Source organism: Verticiella alkaliphila, from assembly GCF_018904615.1.
GTDB classification, from domain to species: Bacteria; Pseudomonadota; Gammaproteobacteria; order Burkholderiales; family Burkholderiaceae_B; genus Verticiella; species Verticiella alkaliphila.
In genome coordinates, this window is sequence record NZ_JADCNH010000004.1 from 203,993 (window position 1) to 223,660 (window position 19,668).

General features: G+C 68.2%; 12 protein-coding genes and 2 pseudogenes. 5 read left to right on the forward strand and 9 right to left on the reverse strand.

Translation table 11 applies throughout. From position 1 onward, the window contains the following. Window positions 1-38: 38 nt before the first annotated feature. From araD to IMZ29_RS05035, 3 genes are all read left to right on the forward strand, one after another. Window positions 39-1,769, forward strand: coding sequence for an L-arabinonate dehydratase (gene araD / locus IMZ29_RS05025; protein ID WP_216181334.1), 1,731 nt, complete (start codon window positions 39-41; stop codon window positions 1,767-1,769). 17 nt (window positions 1,770-1,786) lie between these two features. Beyond that, window positions 1,787-2,515 (forward strand): ribonuclease activity regulator RraA, encoded by a 729-nt coding sequence (locus IMZ29_RS05030; protein WP_371820113.1) that lies wholly within the window; start codon window positions 1,787-1,789, stop codon window positions 2,513-2,515. 65 nt (window positions 2,516-2,580) lie between these two features. Further along, on the forward strand, window positions 2,581-3,570 hold the full coding sequence (locus tag IMZ29_RS05035) for a Bug family tripartite tricarboxylate transporter substrate binding protein (protein ID WP_216181337.1): 990 nt from the start codon (window positions 2,581-2,583) through the stop codon (window positions 3,568-3,570). Window positions 3,571-3,675: 105 nt separating this feature from the next. Here IMZ29_RS05035 and IMZ29_RS05040 read toward each other — a convergent pair. The 4 genes and pseudogenes from IMZ29_RS05040 to IMZ29_RS05055 all read right to left on the reverse strand — a co-directional run bounded on the left by IMZ29_RS05040 (window position 3,676) and on the right by IMZ29_RS05055 (window position 9,371). Beyond that, window positions 3,676-5,903 (reverse strand): annotated as a pseudogene (locus IMZ29_RS05040) (UvrD-helicase domain-containing protein). 8 nt (window positions 5,904-5,911) lie between these two features. Further along, window positions 5,912-6,736, reverse strand: coding sequence for a glycosyltransferase (locus IMZ29_RS05045; protein WP_216181341.1), 825 nt, complete (start codon window positions 6,734-6,736; stop codon window positions 5,912-5,914). A gap of 138 nt (window positions 6,737-6,874) precedes the next feature. Continuing rightward, window positions 6,875-7,981 (reverse strand): glycosyltransferase, encoded by a 1,107-nt coding sequence (locus IMZ29_RS05050; protein WP_216181344.1) that lies wholly within the window; start codon window positions 7,979-7,981, stop codon window positions 6,875-6,877. Between the two features lies 1 nt (window position 7,982). Beyond that, complete coding sequence (locus IMZ29_RS05055) at window positions 7,983-9,371, reverse strand: glycosyltransferase family 4 protein (RefSeq protein ID WP_216181347.1); 1,389 nt, start codon at window positions 9,369-9,371, stop codon at window positions 7,983-7,985. Window positions 9,372-9,619: 248 nt separating this feature from the next. On the opposite strand from IMZ29_RS05055, the gene IMZ29_RS05060 reads away from it, so the two are divergent. Beyond that, the gene (locus tag IMZ29_RS05060) at window positions 9,620-10,657 is read left to right on the forward strand and encodes an amino acid ABC transporter substrate-binding protein (protein WP_216181350.1); all 1,038 of its coding nucleotides are present in this window, start codon (window positions 9,620-9,622) and stop codon (window positions 10,655-10,657) included. A 57-nt stretch (window positions 10,658-10,714) separates the two neighbouring features. Here IMZ29_RS05060 and IMZ29_RS05065 read toward each other — a convergent pair whose 3' ends face one another. The 3 genes and pseudogenes from IMZ29_RS05065 to alr all read right to left on the reverse strand — a co-directional run bounded on the left by IMZ29_RS05065 (window position 10,715) and on the right by alr (window position 14,010). Then, window positions 10,715-11,482: a sulfite exporter TauE/SafE family protein gene (locus IMZ29_RS05065; RefSeq protein WP_253206841.1), complete on the reverse strand. Its 768-nt coding sequence runs from the start codon at window positions 11,480-11,482 to the stop codon at window positions 10,715-10,717. A 25-nt stretch (window positions 11,483-11,507) separates the two neighbouring features. Then, entirely contained in the window at window positions 11,508-12,887 is a 1,380-nt protein-coding gene (gene radA / locus IMZ29_RS05070; RefSeq protein ID WP_216181353.1) for a DNA repair protein RadA, read from the reverse strand. A gap of 2 nt (window positions 12,888-12,889) precedes the next feature. Next, window positions 12,890-14,010: pseudogene (gene alr, locus IMZ29_RS05075) on the reverse strand (alanine racemase). A gap of 224 nt (window positions 14,011-14,234) precedes the next feature. Between alr and IMZ29_RS05080 the strand changes: the two are divergent. Continuing rightward, the gene (locus IMZ29_RS05080) at window positions 14,235-15,788 is read left to right on the forward strand and encodes an AMP-binding protein (protein ID WP_216181356.1); all 1,554 of its coding nucleotides are present in this window, start codon (window positions 14,235-14,237) and stop codon (window positions 15,786-15,788) included. A 4-nt stretch (window positions 15,789-15,792) separates the two neighbouring features. On the opposite strand, the gene IMZ29_RS05085 is transcribed toward IMZ29_RS05080, so the two are convergent. Both IMZ29_RS05085 and IMZ29_RS05090 read right to left on the reverse strand, forming a co-directional pair. After that, window positions 15,793-18,939, reverse strand: coding sequence for an efflux RND transporter permease subunit (locus tag IMZ29_RS05085; protein WP_216181361.1), 3,147 nt, complete (start codon window positions 18,937-18,939; stop codon window positions 15,793-15,795). 10 nt (window positions 18,940-18,949) lie between these two features. Continuing rightward, a partial coding sequence (locus tag IMZ29_RS05090) for an efflux RND transporter periplasmic adaptor subunit (protein ID WP_216181363.1) occupies window positions 18,950-19,668 on the reverse strand: 719 nt, incomplete at its 5' end.

Sequence of the window (19,668 nt, forward strand, 5' to 3'; positions counted from 1 at the left end):
TATTAGTGTTTCAATGCCGCATCACGAGGAGACAAGGGATGCCAAGATCACCCCAGGAATTGCGCAGCCGGCGCTGGTTTGCCGATGACGATCTGCGCTCGTTCGGCCATCGCTCGCGCATGATGCAGATGGGTTACGGGCCGGAAGACTGGGTCGACAAGCCCGTCATCGCCATCATCAACACGTGGTCGGACCTGAACTCCTGTCACGCGCACTTTCGCCAGCGCGCCGAGGAGGTCAAGCGCGGCGTGCTCCAGGCAGGCGGCTTTCCCGTCGAGCTGCCGGCGATGTCGCTGTCCGAGTCGCTCGTCAAGCCCACGACCATGCTGTATCGCAACCTGCTCGCCATCGAGACCGAGGAGCTGCTGCGCAGCCACCCGATCGATGGCGCCGTGCTGCTGGGCGGCTGCGACAAGACCACGCCGGGGCTGCTCATGGGTGCCATCAGCGCCGGCCTGCCCTGCATCTTCGTGCCCGCAGGCCCGATGCTGCGGGGCAACTTCAATGGCCAGGTGCTGGGCTCGGGCTCGGACGCCTGGAAACTCTGGGACGAGCGACGCGCCGGGAACCTGACCGAGACCCAATGGCTCGGCGTGCAGGGCGGCATTGCGCGCAGCCATGGCACGTGCATGACCATGGGCACGGCAGCGACCATGACCGCGCTCGCCGAAGCGATCGGCATGACGCTGCCCGGGGCCTCCTCGATTCCGGCACCGGATGCCAACCATCCCCGCATGGCGACGGCCAGCGGCCGGCGTGCCGTGGAAATGGTCTGGGAAGACCTGACGCCGGCGCGCGTGCTCTCGCCGGCTTCGTTCCAGAATGCGATCCGCGTGGCGATGGCGGTGGGCTGTTCCACCAATGCCATCATCCATCTGGTGGCCATGTCGCGCCGCGCGGGGTGCCCGGTCACGCTCGACGACTTCGATGCGGCGAGCCGCCACACGCCCGTCATCGCCAACATCCGCCCGAGCGGCGAGAAGTACCTGATGGAGGACTTCTACTACGCGGGCGGCCTGCCGGCGCTCATGAATCGCCTCGCGCCGCACCTGGACCTCACCACGGCGACCGTGTCAGGACGCACGCTGGGCGAGACACTCGACGGCGCGCAGGTGCATGACGACGACGTCATCCGGCCGCTGGACAACCCCTTGTACGCCGAAGGGGCGCTAGCCGTGCTGCGTGGCAATCTCGCGCCGGACGGCTGCGTCATCAAGCCCAGCGCCTGCGCCCCGCAGTATCTGCAACACACGGGGCCCGCGCTGGTGTTCGACGACTACGCCAGCATGAAGGCGGCCGTGGACGACGAGGACCTGGACGTCACCGCCGACCACATCCTCGTGCTGCGCAATGCGGGGCCGCTGGGCGGGCCTGGCATGCCCGAGTGGGGCATGCTGCCCATCCCCACCAAGCTCGTGCGACAAGGCGTGCGCGACATGCTGCGTCTGTCGGATGCGCGCATGAGCGGCACGAGCTACGGCGCCTGCATCCTGCACGCCGCGCCCGAAGCCTACGTCGGCGGGCCGCTCGCGCTCGTGCGCACCGGCGATCTCATCACCGTGGACGTGCCCGCACGCCGCATCCACCTGGAAGTGGACGACGAGGAACTCGCGCGCCGCCGTGCCGCCTGGACGCCGCCGCCGCCGCGCTTCTCGCGCGGTTACGGCTGGATGGTGGGCCGCCACATCCTGCAGGCCAACGACGGCTGCGATCTGGATTTCCTGGAAACCACGTTCGGTGCGCCCACGGGCGAGCCCGACATCTACTGATGCCCTGCGAGACGCCCATGTCCGATACCCCGACGCTGTCTGCCGCCACCCGTGCCAAGCTTGCCACGGTGAGCACAGCCACCTTGTGCACCGCGCTCTTCAAGCGCGGCCTGCGCAATCAGTGCCTGCAAGACGTCCACCCCCTGCAGCCGGGCCTGCCCACCATGGTGGGCGAAGCCTTCACGCTGCGCTACATCCCGGCGCGTGAAGATCTGAACACGATCCAGGTCTTCGAGAACCGCGCGCACCCGCAGCGCGCCGCGATCGAGACCTGCCCCGAAGGCGCGGTGCTCGTCATCGACAGCCGCAAGGATGCCCGCGCGGCCTCTGCGGGCGGCATCCTCATCACGCGCCTCATGCAGCGTGGCGCTGCGGGCATCGTCACCGATGGCGGCTTTCGCGATTCGGCCGACATCGCCCAGTTGCCCTTCCCCGCCTATCACCAGCGCCCCTCGGCGCCCACCAACCTCACCCTGCACCAGGCCATCGACATCAACGTGCCGATCGGCTGCGGCGACGTGGCGGTGTTCCCGGGCGACGTGATCGTGGGCGACGCCGAAGCCGTGGTCGTCATTCCGGCCCACTTGGCAGACGCCATCGCCGACGAAGCCGTGCAGATGACGGCGTTCGAGGACTTCGTGATGGAACAGGTGTCGGCCGGGCGCTCCATCCTGGGCCTATACCCGCCCACGGACGAACAATCCCGCACGGATTTCGCCGCCTGGCAGCGCGAACGCGGGCGCTGAGCCCCTCGGGCGGCCGCTCAGGCCGCCCTCCTTTGCAGCACAGACCATAACAATCAGGAGACACCATGCATCCCCGTCTGTCCCGCTTTGTCCCCACCTTTGCTGTCGCCCTGTGCCTGGCCGGCGCAGCCGCATCCGCACACGCCGCCGAGTGGCCCAAGCAGAAGCCGCTCACCTACGTCGTGCCGTTCACGGTGGGTGGCTCGACCGACGTCGTCGGCCGCCTGCTCGCCCAGAAGATCGGCGCCGAGATCGGCCAGTCCGTGGTCGTCGAGAACAAGCCGGGCGCGGCCGGCGCGATCGGCGCCACCTACGTGGCCAAGGCCGCGCCCGATGGCTACACGCTCTTTGGCGGCACGATCAGCACCCACGCCATCAACGCGAGCCTCTACAGCAACCTGCCTTACGATCCCGTGAAGGATTTCGAGCCCGTCTCGCTCGTGGCCTACCTGCCCAATGTGCTGCTGGTGTCGGGCAATCTGAAGGTGGACTCAGTGCAGGATCTGATCGCCTACCTGAAGGACAACCCGGCGCAGCGCACCTTTGCCTCGTCAGGCGCAGGCACCTCCACGCACTTGGCGGGCGAGCTCTTTGCCGACCGCATCGACATGCCGCTCTCGCACATTCCGTACAAGGGCACGCCGCCCGCCATGCTGGACGTGGCTTCAGGTGCCGTGACGTTCATGTTCGATCAGATGACCGCCGCGCTGCCGCTGCTCGAGTCCGGCCGACTCAAGGTGCTGGCGGTGACTTCGGCCGAACGTATCGCGCTGGCACCGGATGCGCCCACGCTGCAGGAAGCGGGCGTGCCGGACTTCGAAATGGCCTCGTGGCAGGCCGTGTATGCGCCCAAGGGCACGCCCAAGCCGGTACTGGATCGCCTGTCGCAGGCCATCGCCAACATCGTCAAGCAACCCGACGTGCAGCAACAGCTGGGTCAGACCATGGGCATGCAACTCGTGGGCAGCACGCCCGACGAGCTACGTGAACTGATGGCGAGCGAGATCCCGCGCTGGGCCGATCTGGTGAAGAAGTCCGGGGCACAGGCCAACTGACCAGACGTCGTGATGGGGCACGGCAAACCTGCCGTGCTGCCTTCGTTGACATGACTACGCAGAAGGCGGCTCTGCGAGCCGCCTTCTGCCTGCATGGCTATCGCATCATCGCGGCGTGAGCTTGGCTACGCCCAACGCCAGGGTCTTGGTGCCCGCCTGGGCGAAGCGGATCTGCGCCTGCGCCTGGGTGCCTGAGCCTTGCAGGGCCAGGATCACACCCTCGCCGAATCGCGCGTGCTCCACCGCTTGCCCGATGCTGAAGACCTGCCCATCGACTTCGATGCCGGCCTGGCTGCCGCCGGCATAGCCTTGATGGGCGGCTGGGCGGGCCGGCGCCGAGCGCGTGCGCTCGGGCCAGGCCGAATCGCGCCAGGCCGAGGCCCGGTCGTAGCTGGCTTCGTCCACGCGGCTCACCTTGGGCGTGATCCACTTCAGCGCAGGCGCGGGCAGCTCGTCCAGGAAGCGCGAACGCAGGGGATATCGGGTCTGGCCGTGCAGCATGCGCGTCTGCGCGAAGCCCAGGTACAGCCGCTCGCGCGCGCGGGTGATGGCCACATACATGAGCCGGCGCTCTTCTTCCAGGCCGGATTGCTCGAGGATGCTGTTCTCGTGCGGAAAGAGGCCCTCTTCCAGCCCCGTGACGAACACCGCCTCGAACTCCAGACCTTTGGAGGCATGGATCGTCATGAGCTGCACGGCGTCCTGGCCTTCGTTGGCCTGGTTGTCGCCCGCTTCCAGCGCCGCGTGCGACAGGAACGCCGCGAGGGGCGTGAGCACGTCGGCCTGCAACTCCGGATCGACCGGCTCGTCCGCGTTGAACGCGGCGGCGGCGTTGACGAGTTCGTCCAGGTTCTCCAGCCGCTCGGCGCCTTCCTTCTCGAGCTTGTAATGCGCCGTGAGCCCGCTGTCTTCGAGCATGACGCTCACGATCTCGGGCAGGGGCAGATTCTGCGTGCCAAAGCGCATGCGGTCGATGATGCCAACGAATTGCGCGAGATTGGCCCCACCCTTGCCTGCCACGCGGGCCACGGCCCCGTACAGGCTGGTGTTGCCCTGGCGGGCCGCGTCCGCCAAGTTCTCCAGCGTGCGCGCACCGATGCCGCGCGCCGGGAAGTTCACCACGCGGCTGAACGCGGTGTCGTCGTGCGGATTCTCCATGAGCCGCAGATACGCGAGCGCGTGCTTGACTTCCTGCCGCTCGAAAAAGCGCAGGCCGCCGTAGACCTTGTAGGGAATCTTGGCTGAGAAGAGCGTGTGCTCGAGCACGCGCGACTGCGCGTTGCTGCGATAGAGCAGCGCGATCTCGTGGCGCGACTTGCCATCGGCGATGAGCGCCTGGATCTCGCCCACCACCCATTGGGCCTCGGCCGCGTCGGACAGCGATTCGACCACCCGCACCGGCTCGCCATGCCCCTGATCCGTCCAGAGGTTCTTGCCCATGCGCCCTTCGTTGTTCTCGATGAGCGCGTTGGCCGCATCCAGGATGTGGCCGTGCGAGCGGTAGTTCTGTTCCAGGCGGATCACTTCCGGGTGCGAAAAATCGCGCTCGAAGTCCGCCATGTTGCCGACGTTGGCTCCGCGAAAGGCATAGATGGACTGGTCGTCGTCGCCCACGGCCAGCACCGCCGCGCCACCGCCTGCGAGCAGACGGAGCCAGCGGTACTGCAGCCGGTTGGTGTCCTGGAATTCGTCGACGAGGATATGGCGAAAGCGACGCTGATAATGCTCGCGCACGGGGGCGTGGCGCTGCAGGAGCTCGTAGGAGCGCAGCAGCAGCTCGGCGAAGTCAACCACGCCTTCACGATCGCACTGATCTTGATAGAGAGCGTAGATCTCGGCCAGGCGCCGCTGAAAGCCGTCATGGGCTTCGACGTCGTTCGCGCGCAGGCCCTCTTCCTTGGCGCCGTTGATGAAGTTCTGCACCTGCTTGGGGGGGTACTTCTCATCATCGATGCCAGCGGCCTTGAGCAGACGCTTGATCGACGCGAGCTGGTCGGCCACGTCCAGGATCTGGAAGGTGGCCGGCAGGTGGGCGTCGCGGTGGTGGGCGCGCAGCATGCGGTTGCACAGCCCGTGGAAGGTGCCGATCCACATGCCGCGCGTATTGATGGGCAGCATGGCCGACATGCGGGTCATCATTTCCGCGCGGCCTTGTTCGTGAAGGTGACGGCCAGGAGGCTGTGCGGGCTCGTCATGCCATTGCGGATCAGCCACGCCATCCGGGTGGTGAGCACGCGGGTCTTGCCGCTGCCGGCGCCTGCCAGCACCAGGGCATGGCGGGTCGGGTCGAGCGTGACGGCCGCCAGCTGGGGCGGATTCAGGTTGTCGAGCATGGCGATGGTCACTGTCGGGAGCGCCGACGCCGGCGGCCCGCGCGCGCGAACCAGCTCGCAGGCGGCAGCTGCGAGACCAGACGGACGACGAAGACCGCGGCAGCGCCGACGGCATGGTGAAGATGGAGCCTGCGCTTGGCGCGGTACAGGCGGTATTCGGTTGGCACGTGCTGACTGCCGTGCGCCCGGTGCAGCAGGCCGGTGCCACGACGGCTCAACACGAGTTCGTCCTGCAGATTCCAGCCCTTGCCGTCACCCGCGAGCATGCGCAACCAGAGAAAGTAATCCTCGGCATATGGCAGGCCGCCGTAGCCGCCGCAGGCGAGCGCCGCATCGCGGCGCAGCACTACCGTCTGGTGATTGAACGGATTGCGATACGGCAGCATGGCCGCCACGGCCGCGTCCGTCTCTGGCACGGCTCGCCGCGTGATCGTCTGCAGCGTGTCGGGCTCGACTTCCCAGAGCGCCGAGCCGCAGATGTGGAACTGGAGATTCTGCTGCAGAAAGCCGACTTGGCGTTCGAAGCGCCAGGGCTGGCTTACGCTGTGGGGATCCACGTGGGCGACGAATTCGTCTTCACACGCGTCGAACCCTGCCGCGAGCGCCGCACCCTCGCTGACATGCGGATCGACCGCGAGCCGGGTGAGCGGCAACGTGGGATCCCCCTGCGAGAACACGGCTTCGAGCTCGGGCGGGGGCAGGCCCATCGACACCACGACGACCCGCGCCGGTTGCCAACTTTGCGCGACAAGCGCCTGCAGACATTCCTCGACGTACGCGGGATGTTCGTCGCCGTGGATGAGGAGGAGTGCGGAGAAGCCGGGATGAGTCAAAACGGAATCGGGCGCGGTCTCGCGAGGGGTTAAACATGAGGCTGGCCGTCAGCGGCCAACCGCGATAGTACTGGATCAAGGCCCAGTAGTGTGCGCACCGGGTGCGTGCGCCCGCACGCACCGGCCCTCGCCCAAACCTCAGCGGCGGGCCAACTCACGGTAGAGCTCGGCGTAGGCATCCACCATCGCATCCCCCTGGAAAACGGCGTCAAAGCGTGCGCGGGCACCCGCGCCCAACCGCGCGGCCAACGCCGGATCGTGCCAGAGCCGCAACAAGGCGGCACGCAGCGCCGGCACGTCTGCAGGGGGCACCACGAGCCCGGTTTCGCCGTCACGGTTGATGTAGGTCGTTCCCGTGCCGATCTCGCAGCACACCAGCGGCTTGCCCAGCATGGCGGCTTCGAGCAGCGACACCCCGAAGGCCTCCGAGCGCAGATGCGAGGGCAGCACGAACGCCTCGCACAGCGTGAGCAGCGCCATCTTGTCGGCGTCGTCCAGCGCGCCGAGAAAGTGCACGTTGCCCTCACCCTCGGCCTGTCCTTGCAAGCTGTCTGCCGCGGCACCACCGCCACAGATGGCGAGCTCGATGCCCGTGCCGCGCACGGCGCTCAGCAGATAGTCGAGCCCCTTGTAGTAGCGCAGGCCGCCCACGAAGAGAAAGAAGCGCGGGCCCAGCCGGGCGCGCCAATGCGCGATGCGCTCGGGATCGGCCGGCGGATACGTGGCGCGATCCAGCCCGAAGGGAATCACCCGCACTTTGTCCGCGAGCCGCACGAGCTCCGGGCTGGAGGTGGCGTAGTTGGGCGAGGAGGCCACGATCCGGTCCATGCTGCCCAGGAAATGGCGCATGAGCGGACGATAGGCCTGCAAGAGCACACGCTGCTTGACGATGTCCGAGTGGTAGGTGACGAGCGAGGGGCGCGACGTGCCCCGCGCGAGGTGCAGGAGATCCATGAACGGCCACGGGAAGTGGTAATGCACCACGTCCATGGTGGGCACGAGCGCGCGAAAATCCCGGATGGCGGACAGGGAGAAGCCTGTCGAGGCCACGTAGACGTCCTGGCGCGCCCGGTGCGTGGTGTGATGGCCGTAGCGCTCCTCCCGCCCCGCACCGCGCGGGCTGAGCGAGAACACATGCGATTCGATGCCGTGGCGGGCCCCGCCCTCGGCCAGCTGGTAGATCACCTGCTCGACGCCGCCATGCGTGTCCGGGAAGTACGTCTTGAAGACGTGCAGCACGCGCATGTCAGCTCCTTTCCCCGGCACCGGCCGGCAGGAACTGCTGGGCGAGCCGTGCGGCGCTCTGCGACCAGCTCAGATACGGCATGTCGTGCGACGTGGGTGCGCTGCCGACCTTCGACAAGGCGATCCAGATACGCAACGCATCGGCCATGCCATCGGCATCGTCCGCATCGACGTAGTACGCATGCTCGCCGGCCACTTCGCGAAACACCGGCAGATCGCGCGCGATGATCGGGATCCCTTGTTGTGCGGCCTCGATGAGGGGCAGGCCGAACCCTTCCGCGTACGAGGCCGCCAGCAGCGCATCGGCCGTGGCATAGGCCTGCACGAGCACGGCATCCGAGGCGCCTTCCAGCAGGCACAGTCGCTGGCCGCGCTGTGCGTGGCGGCGCAGCCGCTCGCCCAAGGCGCCCTGCCCTGGCGCCACGCGACCGAGGACAATGAGCGCCACGTCCTCGCCGGCCGCCCACAGGCGCTCGCAGGCATCCAGGGCCTGCGGGTGGCCTTTGCGGGCTTCGATGGTGCCCACCATCAGGAACACAGTGGTATCAGGCCCGCGCGCCGACAGGGTGATCGCGCTGGCATCTGCCTGGGCGGCGGCCTCCCTCGGCAATTCCACCCCCGAATGAAACCACCCCACGGGCGGTTGCGCCCCACCGCGCGCGGCCAGCCAGTCGCGCGTCTGCTGGGCGACCGCGGCCGAGACACACCACAGGCCGTCGGCAGTGTCGGCCACGATCTGCATCCAGCGCGCAAAGCGTGGATCCGGCTTGCCCAGGCAATACTCGGGCTGCAGCAAGGGGATGAGATCGTGCACGACAAAATGCAGGGGAATGCCGCGGGCACGCCAGGCCTGCAGATGCGGCTGCATGTGCGCGATGGAGAGCAGCGCCACGTCGGCCGTGAAGAAGACGTCGCCGGCCTGTGCCTGCACCGGCGCATCGGGCAAGCCGAGGTTGGGCAGGCCCCACTCGCGCTGCGCGAAGGCGCGTGCGTAGCGAAAGCCTTGCGCATCGGCATAGATGGGCTCGACGCGCCACCCCGGCACGCGCAGCAGCACGAAGGCGCGCAGCAGATTGCGCACGACACGCTGGATGCCGGTGTGGGCGTCGCGCTCGACGAGCCCCGTGACGTCGACCAGCCATTGCCGGGTAGGCGCGGGATGCGGCGCGGGCTGACCATCGAGCAGCGGGGCAAAGCCACCCGCCACATAGACGGCTTGCGCGGCAACGTCTACCGGACCCGCAGGCGCGAGGCGTGCCGGCGCGGGCGCGGTGAGCCGCATGACCCGCAAGCCCAGCCCTGGAAAGCGCGCCATCAGCCCCGCGGCGAGCCGCTTGGCCCATGGCCAGCGACGCACGCCGCGCATGAGCCCGCCGACGATCCGGCGCATCGCGCCTGCGTTCCCCTGGGCCACCCGCATCCTTTTTCGCTACTGTCGAAGCTGTGCATTGTAGGCGGCGGCGCGCGCACCTTCTCGCGCGCTTATGAAAAAATGTAATTTTCTGCGCGCGAACCCGGTGGACTATAGTTCTCCCTCTGCGGACACTGCCACACCAGCGCTTGGCGGCGCTGTCCGGCGCACGGGCTGCGGCCTGTCGCGCGAGCATGGTCACCCCTCTACGTTTCACAGGAATTCTCATGGCCACTTCCTCCACCCTCACGCGTCTGGGCGCAGCCCTGGCGCTCGTCACGGCCGCCGCGGCTGCCGCGCCCGTCCAAGCCAAGACCACGCTTGAGACCGTGCGCGAGCGCGGCAGCCTGCGCTGCGGCACCACGAACGGTTTCGCCGGCTTCTCGGCGCCGGACGATCAGGGCAACTGGCGCGGCCTGGACATCGACTTGTGCCGGGCCATCGCGACGGCCGTGCTGGGCGAAGGCGCCAAGATCGAGACCGTGCCGCTCAATTCGCAGCAGCGCTTCACGGCCCTGCAATCGGGCGAGATCGATGTCCTCACGCGCAACACCACCATCACGCAGCAACGCGAGACCGCGCTGGGCCTCCTGGGCGCGGGCGTGAATTTCTATGACGGCCAGGGCTTTCTCGTACCGCGCTCGCTGGAAGTCAAAAGCGCGAAGCAACTGGACGGCGCGACGATCTGCATGCAGACGGGCACCTCCAACGAGAACACGCTGGCCGACTGGGCGCGCGCGAACCAGGTCACGTACAAGCCGGTCGTGATCGAGAAATTCGACGAAGTGGTCAACGCCTTCGTGGCCGGCCGCTGCGACGTCTTCAGCACGGACGCCTCGGGCCTGGCCTCGATCCGCGCCTCGCGCCTGGGCGACGTGGACAAGTACGTCGTCCTGCCCGAGATCATCTCCAAGGAGCCGCTGGGCCCCTTCGTGCGCCAGGGCGACGATCAGTGGCTGAACATCGTCAAGTACTCGCTCTACGCCATGATCGAAGCCGAGGAGCAGGGCATCACGCAGGCGAACGTCGAGGAAATGCGCAAGAGCCCGAGCCCGAGCGTTCAACGTCTGCTGGGCGTGACGGCCGGTGCGGGCAAGAGCATGGGTCTGGATGACGCCTGGGCCTACAACATCATCAAGCAGGTGGGCAATTACGGCGAGAGCTTCGAGCGCAACGTCGGCAAGGGCAGCCCGCTGCGCATCGAGCGCGGCCTGAACGCGCTGTGGAAGAACGGCGGCCTGATGTACGCCATGCCGATCCGCTGATCGGTCAGCGTTCGGGCCCCTGCGCGGCAGCTTCGGCTGCCGCGTCTGCATTCACGCTCAGGCGATCAGCCAGAGCCCTGCGCTGGTGATGGCCAGCAGCGCCGCAAAGGCAAGCTTCAGACGGCGCTCGGGGAGCCTGTGTGCCAGCCGCACGCCGGGGCTCACCATCAGCAGCGCACCTGCGGCCAAGGGCAGACCCACCGTCCAGTCGATCGCACCGGCGGCGCCGTAGCTGACGAGGCTCACGAGCGCCGTGGGCACGACCGTGGCCAGCGCCACCCCCTGCGCCACGGTCTGCGAGGCGCCGAACACTCCCGTCAGCACCGGCGCCACCAGAATGCCCGCGCCCACGCCGAAGAACCCGCCCAACAAGCCACCTGCCACGCCCAGCAGCGCGGCAGCCGGCTGCGTGAAGACACGCGTGCGCTCAGCCAGCGGTAAGGCACGACGCCGGACCTGCCAGACATACTGCAGCGCCGTCAACGCGAGGAAAGCGGCGAAGGCCCGGCGCAGCAACGTGGAATCCAGCCCCAGGGCTGCCTGTGCCCCCACCCACGTGAAGCCGATCGCACACACGGCGATCAGGGCCACGCGCGCGAAATCGATCCGGCTCTTCTGGTGATAGCGCCAGGCGGCCAGGAGCACGGTGGGAAGCACGAGGATGAGCGCCGTGCCCTGGGCCACCTGCTGCGACATGCCGGCCAGAAAGCTCAACAGCGGGATCGCGATGAGCCCACCGCCGATGCCGAAGAAGCCGCCCAGCACGCCCAGGCCTGCGCCCAAGGCCAGCCAGAGGGCGAGATCCATCAGCTGCGGGAACGACATGCTGGTATTCCTTCAGGACGGCCCGTCAGACGCCGCGCAGCTTGTCCAGGGCCGCATCCAGGCGATCGACAGCCCAGACTTCCAGGCCCTCGATCGGCTGACGTGGCGCGTTGGCCTTGGGGATCAGCGCGATGCCGAAGCCCAGCTTGGCGGCCTCGCGCAGGCGCTCCTGCCCGCGTGGCGCGGGCCGGATCTCCCCGGTGAGTCCGATCTCGCCGAAGGCGATCAAGCCCTTGGGCAAGGCCCGATTGCGCAGCGAGGACATGATGGCGAGCAGCACGGGCAGATCCGCCGCGGGCTCGGTGATGCGCACGCCCCCCACGGCATTCACGAAGACGTCCTGGTCGTGCGTGGCGATGCCGCCGTGACGGTGCAGCACCGCGAGCAGCATGGCCAGGCGATTGCCTTCCAGACCCACCGAGAGCCGTCGTGGATTGGACCCCTGCGTGCTGTCGACCAGCGCCTGGATCTCCACGAGCAGCGGTCGTGTGCCTTCCTGCGTGGCCATCACGCACGAGCCTGGCACCTGGTTCTCCTGCTGGGACAGGAAGAGCGCCGACGGATTCGGCACGCCGCGCAGGCCGCGGTCGGTCATGGCGAAGACGCCCAGCTCGTTGACCGCCCCGAAACGGTTCTTGAAGGCGCGCACCAGCCGGAACGACGAGTGCGTGTCGCCTTCGAAGTACAGCACCGTATCCACGATGTGCTCGAGCACGCGCGGACCGGCCAGCGCGCCTTCCTTGGTGACGTGGCCGATCATCACGATGGCCACGCCGGTCTGCTTGGCCAGGCGCGTGAGCTGGGCAGCGCACTCGCGCACCTGGGCCACCGAGCCGGGTGCGGAGGTGAGCTCGGAGGAATACAGCGTCTGGATCGAATCGATCACCGCGACGACGGGACGTTCGCCCTCGGGCGTCTCGCTCAGGGCGGCCTGGATGGCCTCGAGCCGGATCTCGGCCAGCAGATGCACGTTGCCGGTTTCAAGCTCGAGCCGGCGCGCGCGCAACGCGACTTGGTCACCCGACTCCTCGCCCGTGACGTACAACACGCGATGGCTCACCGACATGGCCGCGAGCGTCTGCAGCAGCAGCGTGGATTTGCCGATACCCGGATCGCCACCGATCAGCACGACGGCACCAGGCACCAGACCACCGCCCAGCACGCGATCGAATTCGGCGACGCCCGTGGTGAGCCTGGGCTGCTCGCGGGTCTCGATGTCGGCCAGGCGCTGCACGGGCGTGCGCCCGGCCAGCGGAGCGAACCGGTGCGTGGCGGCCGGCCCGGCCTGCACCGTGGTTTCCTCGAGGGTGTTCCAGGCGCCGCAGCCGGGGCACTGCCCCTGCCACTTCGGGCTGGCCGTGCCGCAGTCGACACAGACATAACGGGTCTTGGCTTTGGTGGCCATGCTCACTCCTGGGCAGCGCGCATCGGCACGCGTGCGGTCACGGCGGTCAAGAGTTCATAGCCGATCGTGCCGGCGGCCGCAGCCACCTCGTCGACCGACAGGCCATCCGCCCCCCACAGGGTGACGGGCGAGCCCACCTGGGCCTCGGGTACGGGTTGGAGATCGACGGCCAGCATGTCCATCGACACCCGGCCGACGAGGCGCGTGCGCACGCCATGAACGACCACGGGTGTGCCGGTGGGCGCATGGCGAGGGTAGCCATCGGCATAGCCGCAGGCCACGATCCCCACGCGCGTCGGCGATCGGCGACGAAGCGCGCGCCGTAGCCCACCCCGCCGCCCGCCTGCACATGTTGTTCGGCAATGAGCGTGGAGCGCAGCGCCATGGCCGGGCGCAGACCCAGCGCCTGGGCGCTCACCGCCCCGTCGTCGAACGGGGTGGCCCCATACAGGCAGATGCCCGGGCGTACCCAATCCGTGCGCGCGGCAAACGCCGGGGAGCCAAAGATGGCCGCCGAATTGCACAGACTGCGGGCGCCCGGCATGTCGAGCGTGGCGCGGTCGAAGATGCCGGCCACGTGCGTGACGTGTTCGGGCGAATCGCCCGAGGCGAAGTGCGTGGCGTGGCCGATGCTGCCGAGAAGCCCCTGGGCGCGTAGCGCGAGCGCCTCATCGTACGCCGCGCGGTAGCGGCCAGGCGCGAAGCCCAGCCGATTCATGCCGGTATTGAGCTTCAGGTAGATGTCGAGCGGCTGGCGCGGCCGGATCGACCGGATCATGTCCAGCTGCGAGGCGTCATGCACGACGGCACAAAGCCGATAGCGTTCCAGCACGGCCAGATCGGCGGGCTCGAAGAAGCCTTCGAGCAGCATCACGGGGCCCGCCCATCCCGCCTCACGGCAACGGACGGCTTCTTCCAGATCCAGCATGGCAAGGCCATCGGCTGAGCTCGCACCGGGCAGCATGCGTTCGATGCCGTGACCATAGGCGTTGGCCTTGATCACGGCCCAGACCCGGGGCAGGCTGGCGCCGGGCTCGGCAGCCTGGGCAAGACAGCGGCGCACCGTGGCCACATTATGGGCGAGCGCCGAGGGGAAAACGGTAGCGTGAAGAGGGCGTGGCATGGAGTGACAGTGTACCGCCGCAGCGCAGCATGCGCACCGCTGGCCCGGTCGATAACCACGCGGTGGCGGGCAGGCTTCTCTCCTTGCCCAGCTGGCTGGTCAGCGATCGCGGCATGGCTGACAATGCGACGCAGAGTCTGCCGCAAACGCGACGGCAGCCATCCCTGAGGAGACATCGCCATGCCCTGCCGTTCGACCCAAGACAGCCCTGCCCCGGTGTCGCCATGAGCGGCGCCCTCACCACAGGCGGCACGGCTGCCGGGCTGCTCGTGCGCGCCATCCGGGAACATGCCGACAAACCGGCCTTCGCAGGCGACTTCGGCACGTGGACGTACGCAGAGCTCGGCGAGCGCATCAGCCGCGTCGCGCAATGGCTGGACAGCCTCGGCCTGCGCCCGGGCGATACCGTGGCGCAGCTGGCGATCAATCGACCCGAGACCTACGTGATCGTGGCAGCGCTGTACCTGCGCGGGCTGCGGTCCGTGTCGCTGCATGCCCTGGGCAGCCTGGACGACCACGCCTTTGTGCTCACGGACAGCGAGACGACGCTGTGCATCGTGGATCCCTACCACCGCAAGCGGGGCGACGCGTTGCGCGCCCGCTGCCCGCAAGTCACGCACTGGGCGGCGCACGATCACGCGGCCGGTTTCGTCGATGTCGCCGAACACGCGGCCCGCTTCGCGCCTGAGCCGCTCGTGCCCACGGGCGATGCCGAATCGATCGTCCGGCTCGCCTACACCGGCGGCACCACCGGCCGGCCCAAGGGCGTGCAACTGTCGAACCGGGCCCTCGCCACCAATGCTGTCCTGGACCTCATCGGCAAGGACTGGCCGCGCGAGATCCGCTACCTGTGCGCCGCACCCATGTCGCATGGCGGCGGCTCTCTGATCCTGCCCGTACTGGCCCAGGGAGGCTGCGTGGTGCCGCTGCAGGGCTTTTCGCCCGAGCGTTTCATCGATACCTTCATCCGCTGGCGGTGCACGGTGACCTGGCTCGTGCCGACCATGGTCTACGCGCTGCTGGATCATCCACGCACGGCGGGCACGGATTGGTCGCGCTTGCAGGCCCTCATCTACAGCGCCGCCCCCATGGCCCCCAGCCGCGTGCGTCAGGCGCTCGATGTGTTCGGGCCCGTGCTGATCCAGAGCTACGGGCAGACCGAAGCACCTAATACGGTCCTGACACTATCCCGTCACGACCACGCGCAGGCGACGGACGCCCAGCTCGCCGCCGCGGGACGCCCCTACCCCCTCATCCAGGTGAGCCTGCGCGACGACGCAGGCCGCGAGGTGGCCCCGGGTGAGGCGGGCGAGATCTGCGTGCGCGGCCCGCTCGTCATGTCGGGCTATTGGCGCCGCCCCGCCGAGACCGACGCTGCGCTGCGCGATGGCTGGCTGCACACGGGCGACGTGGCGCCTCAGGATGCCGATGGGCTCTTCTACATCGTGGACCGCAAGAAGGACCTCATCATCACCGGCGGCTTCAACGTCTACCCGAAGGAAGTCGAGGACGTCCTCGCGGCCCACCCGGCCGTGGCGGCCGCGGCGGTCGTGGGCTTGCCGGATGATCGTTGGGGCGAGGCAGTCACCGCCATCGTCGTGCTGCGGCCCGGTCACACCGTGCAGGCGCAGGAACTGCAAACCCGCGTGCGCGCAGCCAAGGGCGTCACGGCGACGCCCAAGGCGGTGCACGTGGTGGACGCACTGCCCATGACGGCCCTGGGCAAGATCGACAAGAAGGCGTTGCGCGCCCGGGATTGGCCCCGGGCGCAGGCCTGAGCGATCACGTCGCGGCGGTGTCGGGCCGCCGCACGCGGAACCAGGCGGCGTACAAGGCCGGCAGGAAGAGCAGCGTGAGCACGGTGGCCACGACGAGCCCGCCCATGATGGACACGGCCATCGGCCCCCAGAAGCCCGTGCGCGTGAGCGGAATCATGGCCAGCACGGCCGCCGCCGCTGTCAGAATGATCGGGCGCGCGCGCCGCACGGCGGCCTCCACGATCGCATCCCACGCAGCCATGCCCTCGGCCTGGTAGCGCTCGGCCTGATCGATCAGGATCACCGAGTTGCGGATGATCATGCCCAGGAGTGCGATCACGCCCAATTGCGCCACGAAACCGAAGGGCTGGCCCGAGATCAGGAGCGCGAGCGCCGCGCCGATGACGCCCAGCGGGCCCGTCAGGTACACCATGGCCGAGCGCGCGAAGCTGTGCAGTTGCAGCATGAGCAGCGTCATGACGATGAAGAGCATCAACGGGATGTTGGCCACGATGGAATCCTGGGCCTTGCTGCTTTCGGCCGCCGCGCCCGCGACTTCGATGGCGTAGCCCGCAGGCAGCGACGCACGCAGACTGGCGAGCTCAGGCTCGATCTGCCGGCTCACCGTGGGCCCCTGGATGCCCGCACGCACTTCGGATTGCACGGTGACGGCGTACTGCCGATTGTGCCGCCACAGGATGGCCGGCTCCCAATCCAGCGTCACCGTGGCGATCTGCGAGAGCGGCACATGCCGGCCCAGCGTCGTCGGAATGCTCGCTTCGGCCAGCCGCGTCATGGCCGTGCGCTCGTCCTCGGGCTGGCGCAGCACGATGTCGATGAGCTTGTCGTTCTCGCGCAAGGTGGCGATAGGCACCCCCGCCAGCAGCATCTGCGCCGTCTGCTGCAGATTGGAGGTCGTCACGCCCAGCGCCCGCGCTTTGTCCTGATCGAGCGTGAGCCGCAGCGACTTGGCCTGATTGTTCCAGTTGTCGTTCACGCCGCGCGTGCTCGGATTGGCGAGCATCACGTCGCGCACCTGATCGGCGATGCGCCGCACCTCCCGCGGGTTGTCGCCGGTGACGCGGAACTGCACCGGATACGCCACGGGCGGCCCGTTGTTCAAGGCGCTGACGCGTCCGCGGACCTCGGCGAAATTCTCGGCGAAGAGCGCGTTGAGCTTGGCCTGCAGGCGCTTGCGGTCCGCCACGCTGTGCGGCGTGACCACGAACTGGGCAAGGTTGCTGCGATTGAACTGCTGATCCAGCGGCAGATAGAAGCGCGGGCTGCCGATACCGACGTAGTTGAGGTAGCTCGCCACTTCTGGCTGCGCCGAGAGCCAGGACTCCAGACGCAGCGATTGCGCCTCTGTCGCGTGATAGCTGCTGCCCTCCGGCAGCCAGAGCTCGACCATCAATTCCGGACGATTCGATTCCGGGAAGAACTGCTGTTCGATGAAACGAAAGCTGCCAATGCCCGCCACCAGGCAGAGCCCGGTGATCGCGATCACCAGCCACCGATGCGCGAGGCAGCCATCGATGAGCGCGCGCAGGCGGCGGTAGAACGGCGTATCGAACACTTCATGCGAGGCGCTGCCCTCGGCCGTGTGCGGCTTGGTGCGCAGCAGCCAGTAGCCCAGGAACGGCGTGAAGATGACGGCGGCAAACCACGACAGCACGAGCGCCAGCGCGGTGACGGCAAAGATCGAGAACGTGTACTCCCCCGCCGACGACTTGGCGAGCGCGATCGGCAGAAAGCCCACGGCTGTGATGAGCGTCCCCGTCAACATGGGAAAAGCCGTGGTCTCGTACATGGCCAGGGCTGCCGCCATGCGATCGTGCCCCTCCTCCATCTTGCGCACCATCATCTCGACCGCGATGATGGCGTCGTCCACGAGAAGCCCGAGCGCAATGATGAGCGCCCCCAGCGAGATCTTGTGCAGGTTGATGCCAAAGATCTTCATGAAGAGGAAGGTGCTGGCCAGCACGAGCGGAATCGTGAGCGCCACGACAAGACCTGGGCGCACGTCTACGCGCAACGGCCGCGTGTGCAGCCCCAGGCTCAGGAAGCTCACCACCAGCACGATCACGACGGCTTCGGCCAGCACTTTGATGAACTCGTGGATCGAGGCCTCCACCGCCAGCGGCTGATCCGCGACCTTGACCATCTCGATGCCCACGGGCAGGCCGGCCACGATGCGCTCCTGCGCACGGGCGAGGTTCTCGCCCAGCGCCCGGATGTTGCCGCCCTTGCGCATCACTACGCCCAGGCCGATCACTTCGCGCGCGCCCTCGACCGTGCCGTAGCGCATCTTGTTGCTGGGCGGATCGACGAAGCCGCGCGAGAGCCGCGCCACGTCGCCCAGCCGGATGATGGCCCCGCCCACGGTGGTGCCATCGGCCAGCGTGCGCGGCGGCACGCGGATCGGCAGGGCCGCGAGCTCGTCCACGCCACCAATGGCGCCCGTGACACGCACCTGCAGCTCCTCGTCCGGCAAGGTGAGCGCGCCCGCGCTCTGCAAGGCATTCTGTGCGTTGAGCTGATCCGACACGTCCTGCACCGTGAGCCCGAGCTGCGACATGCGCAGGCCCGAGAGCTCGATGTAGACCTTCTCGTCCTGCGCGCCGAACACATCCACCTTGGCCACGTCGCCCACCCGCAGCAACTGCTGACGCACGTCCTCGACCTGGTCCTTGAGTTCGCCATAGCCGAAGCCATCGGCGTGAAAGGCGAAGATCACGCCATAGGTGTCGCCGAACTCGTCGAGGAACATGGGCCCCACGACGCCACGCGGCAAGGTACCTGCGATGTCGTTGACGTGTTTGCGGGCCTTGTACCAACTGTCCTCGACCAGGCGCGGTGGCGCGGCCTCGTCCAGGTTGAGGATGGTGACACTCTGGCCAGGCTTGGTGTAGGAGGTGACCTTCTCGGCATAGGGCACCTGCTGCAACGCGCGCTCGATGCGGTCGCTCACCTGCTCGGCCATCTGCTCCGCGGTGGCGCCGGGCCACCACGCCCGCACCACCATGACCTTGAACGTGAAGGGCGGATCCTCGTCCTGGCCGAGACTGGCATAGGCCCAGGCGCCGCCCAGCAAGAGGACGACGATGAGATAGCGGATGAGCGGCTGGTGCGCGAGCGCCCAGGCCGACAGATTGAAGCGGTGTGTGGCCACGGCGGCGCGCTCAGCGTGGGGAGGCAGCGAGCGCTGCGCCCTCGCCCACTGGCAGCATGGCGGCGCTGGCCGCACTGGCAGGCGGTGCCGGCTGCGGTGCGGCCAGGCGCTTGACCTGCTGGCCCTCGCGAAGCACGTGCACGCCGGCCGTGACGATCTCGGCACCAGGCGGCAGGCTGGCGCGGATCACGGCCTCGGTATCGGTGACGGTCAGAAGCTGCACCGGCACGCGTCTGACATGGCCATCGTCGCCCAACACCCACACCGCCGTGGCCTGACCGTCACGAAACAAGGCCGTCAAAGGCACACGTACTGCGGGCTCGGCCATGGCACGTGTGAAGCGCACTGTGGCCGTCATGCCAAAACGCAGGCTGGGGGGTGGATTCTCCAGCGCGAGCCGCGCGGGGAAGGCGCGGGTGGCCGGATCCGCACTGGCGGCGATCTCGCGCACGCGCCCCTGCAGCACCGGCCCGCCCGCCCAGAGCTCGACCTGGGCCTGCTGAAGGGCGCGCACCTCATCGATACGCGTCTCGGGAATCTGGAAGGCAATTTCCTTGCTGGCCGTACGGGCCACACGCACCACCGGCTGCCCGGCACTCACGACCTGCCCGACTTCGGCATCCACGCCCGTCACGACGCCATCGGCATCGGCGCGCAGCACCGCGTAATCGGACTGGTTGGCGCGCGCCTTCAAGCCGGCGCGGGCCTGCGCGGCACGGGGCGGCGGCG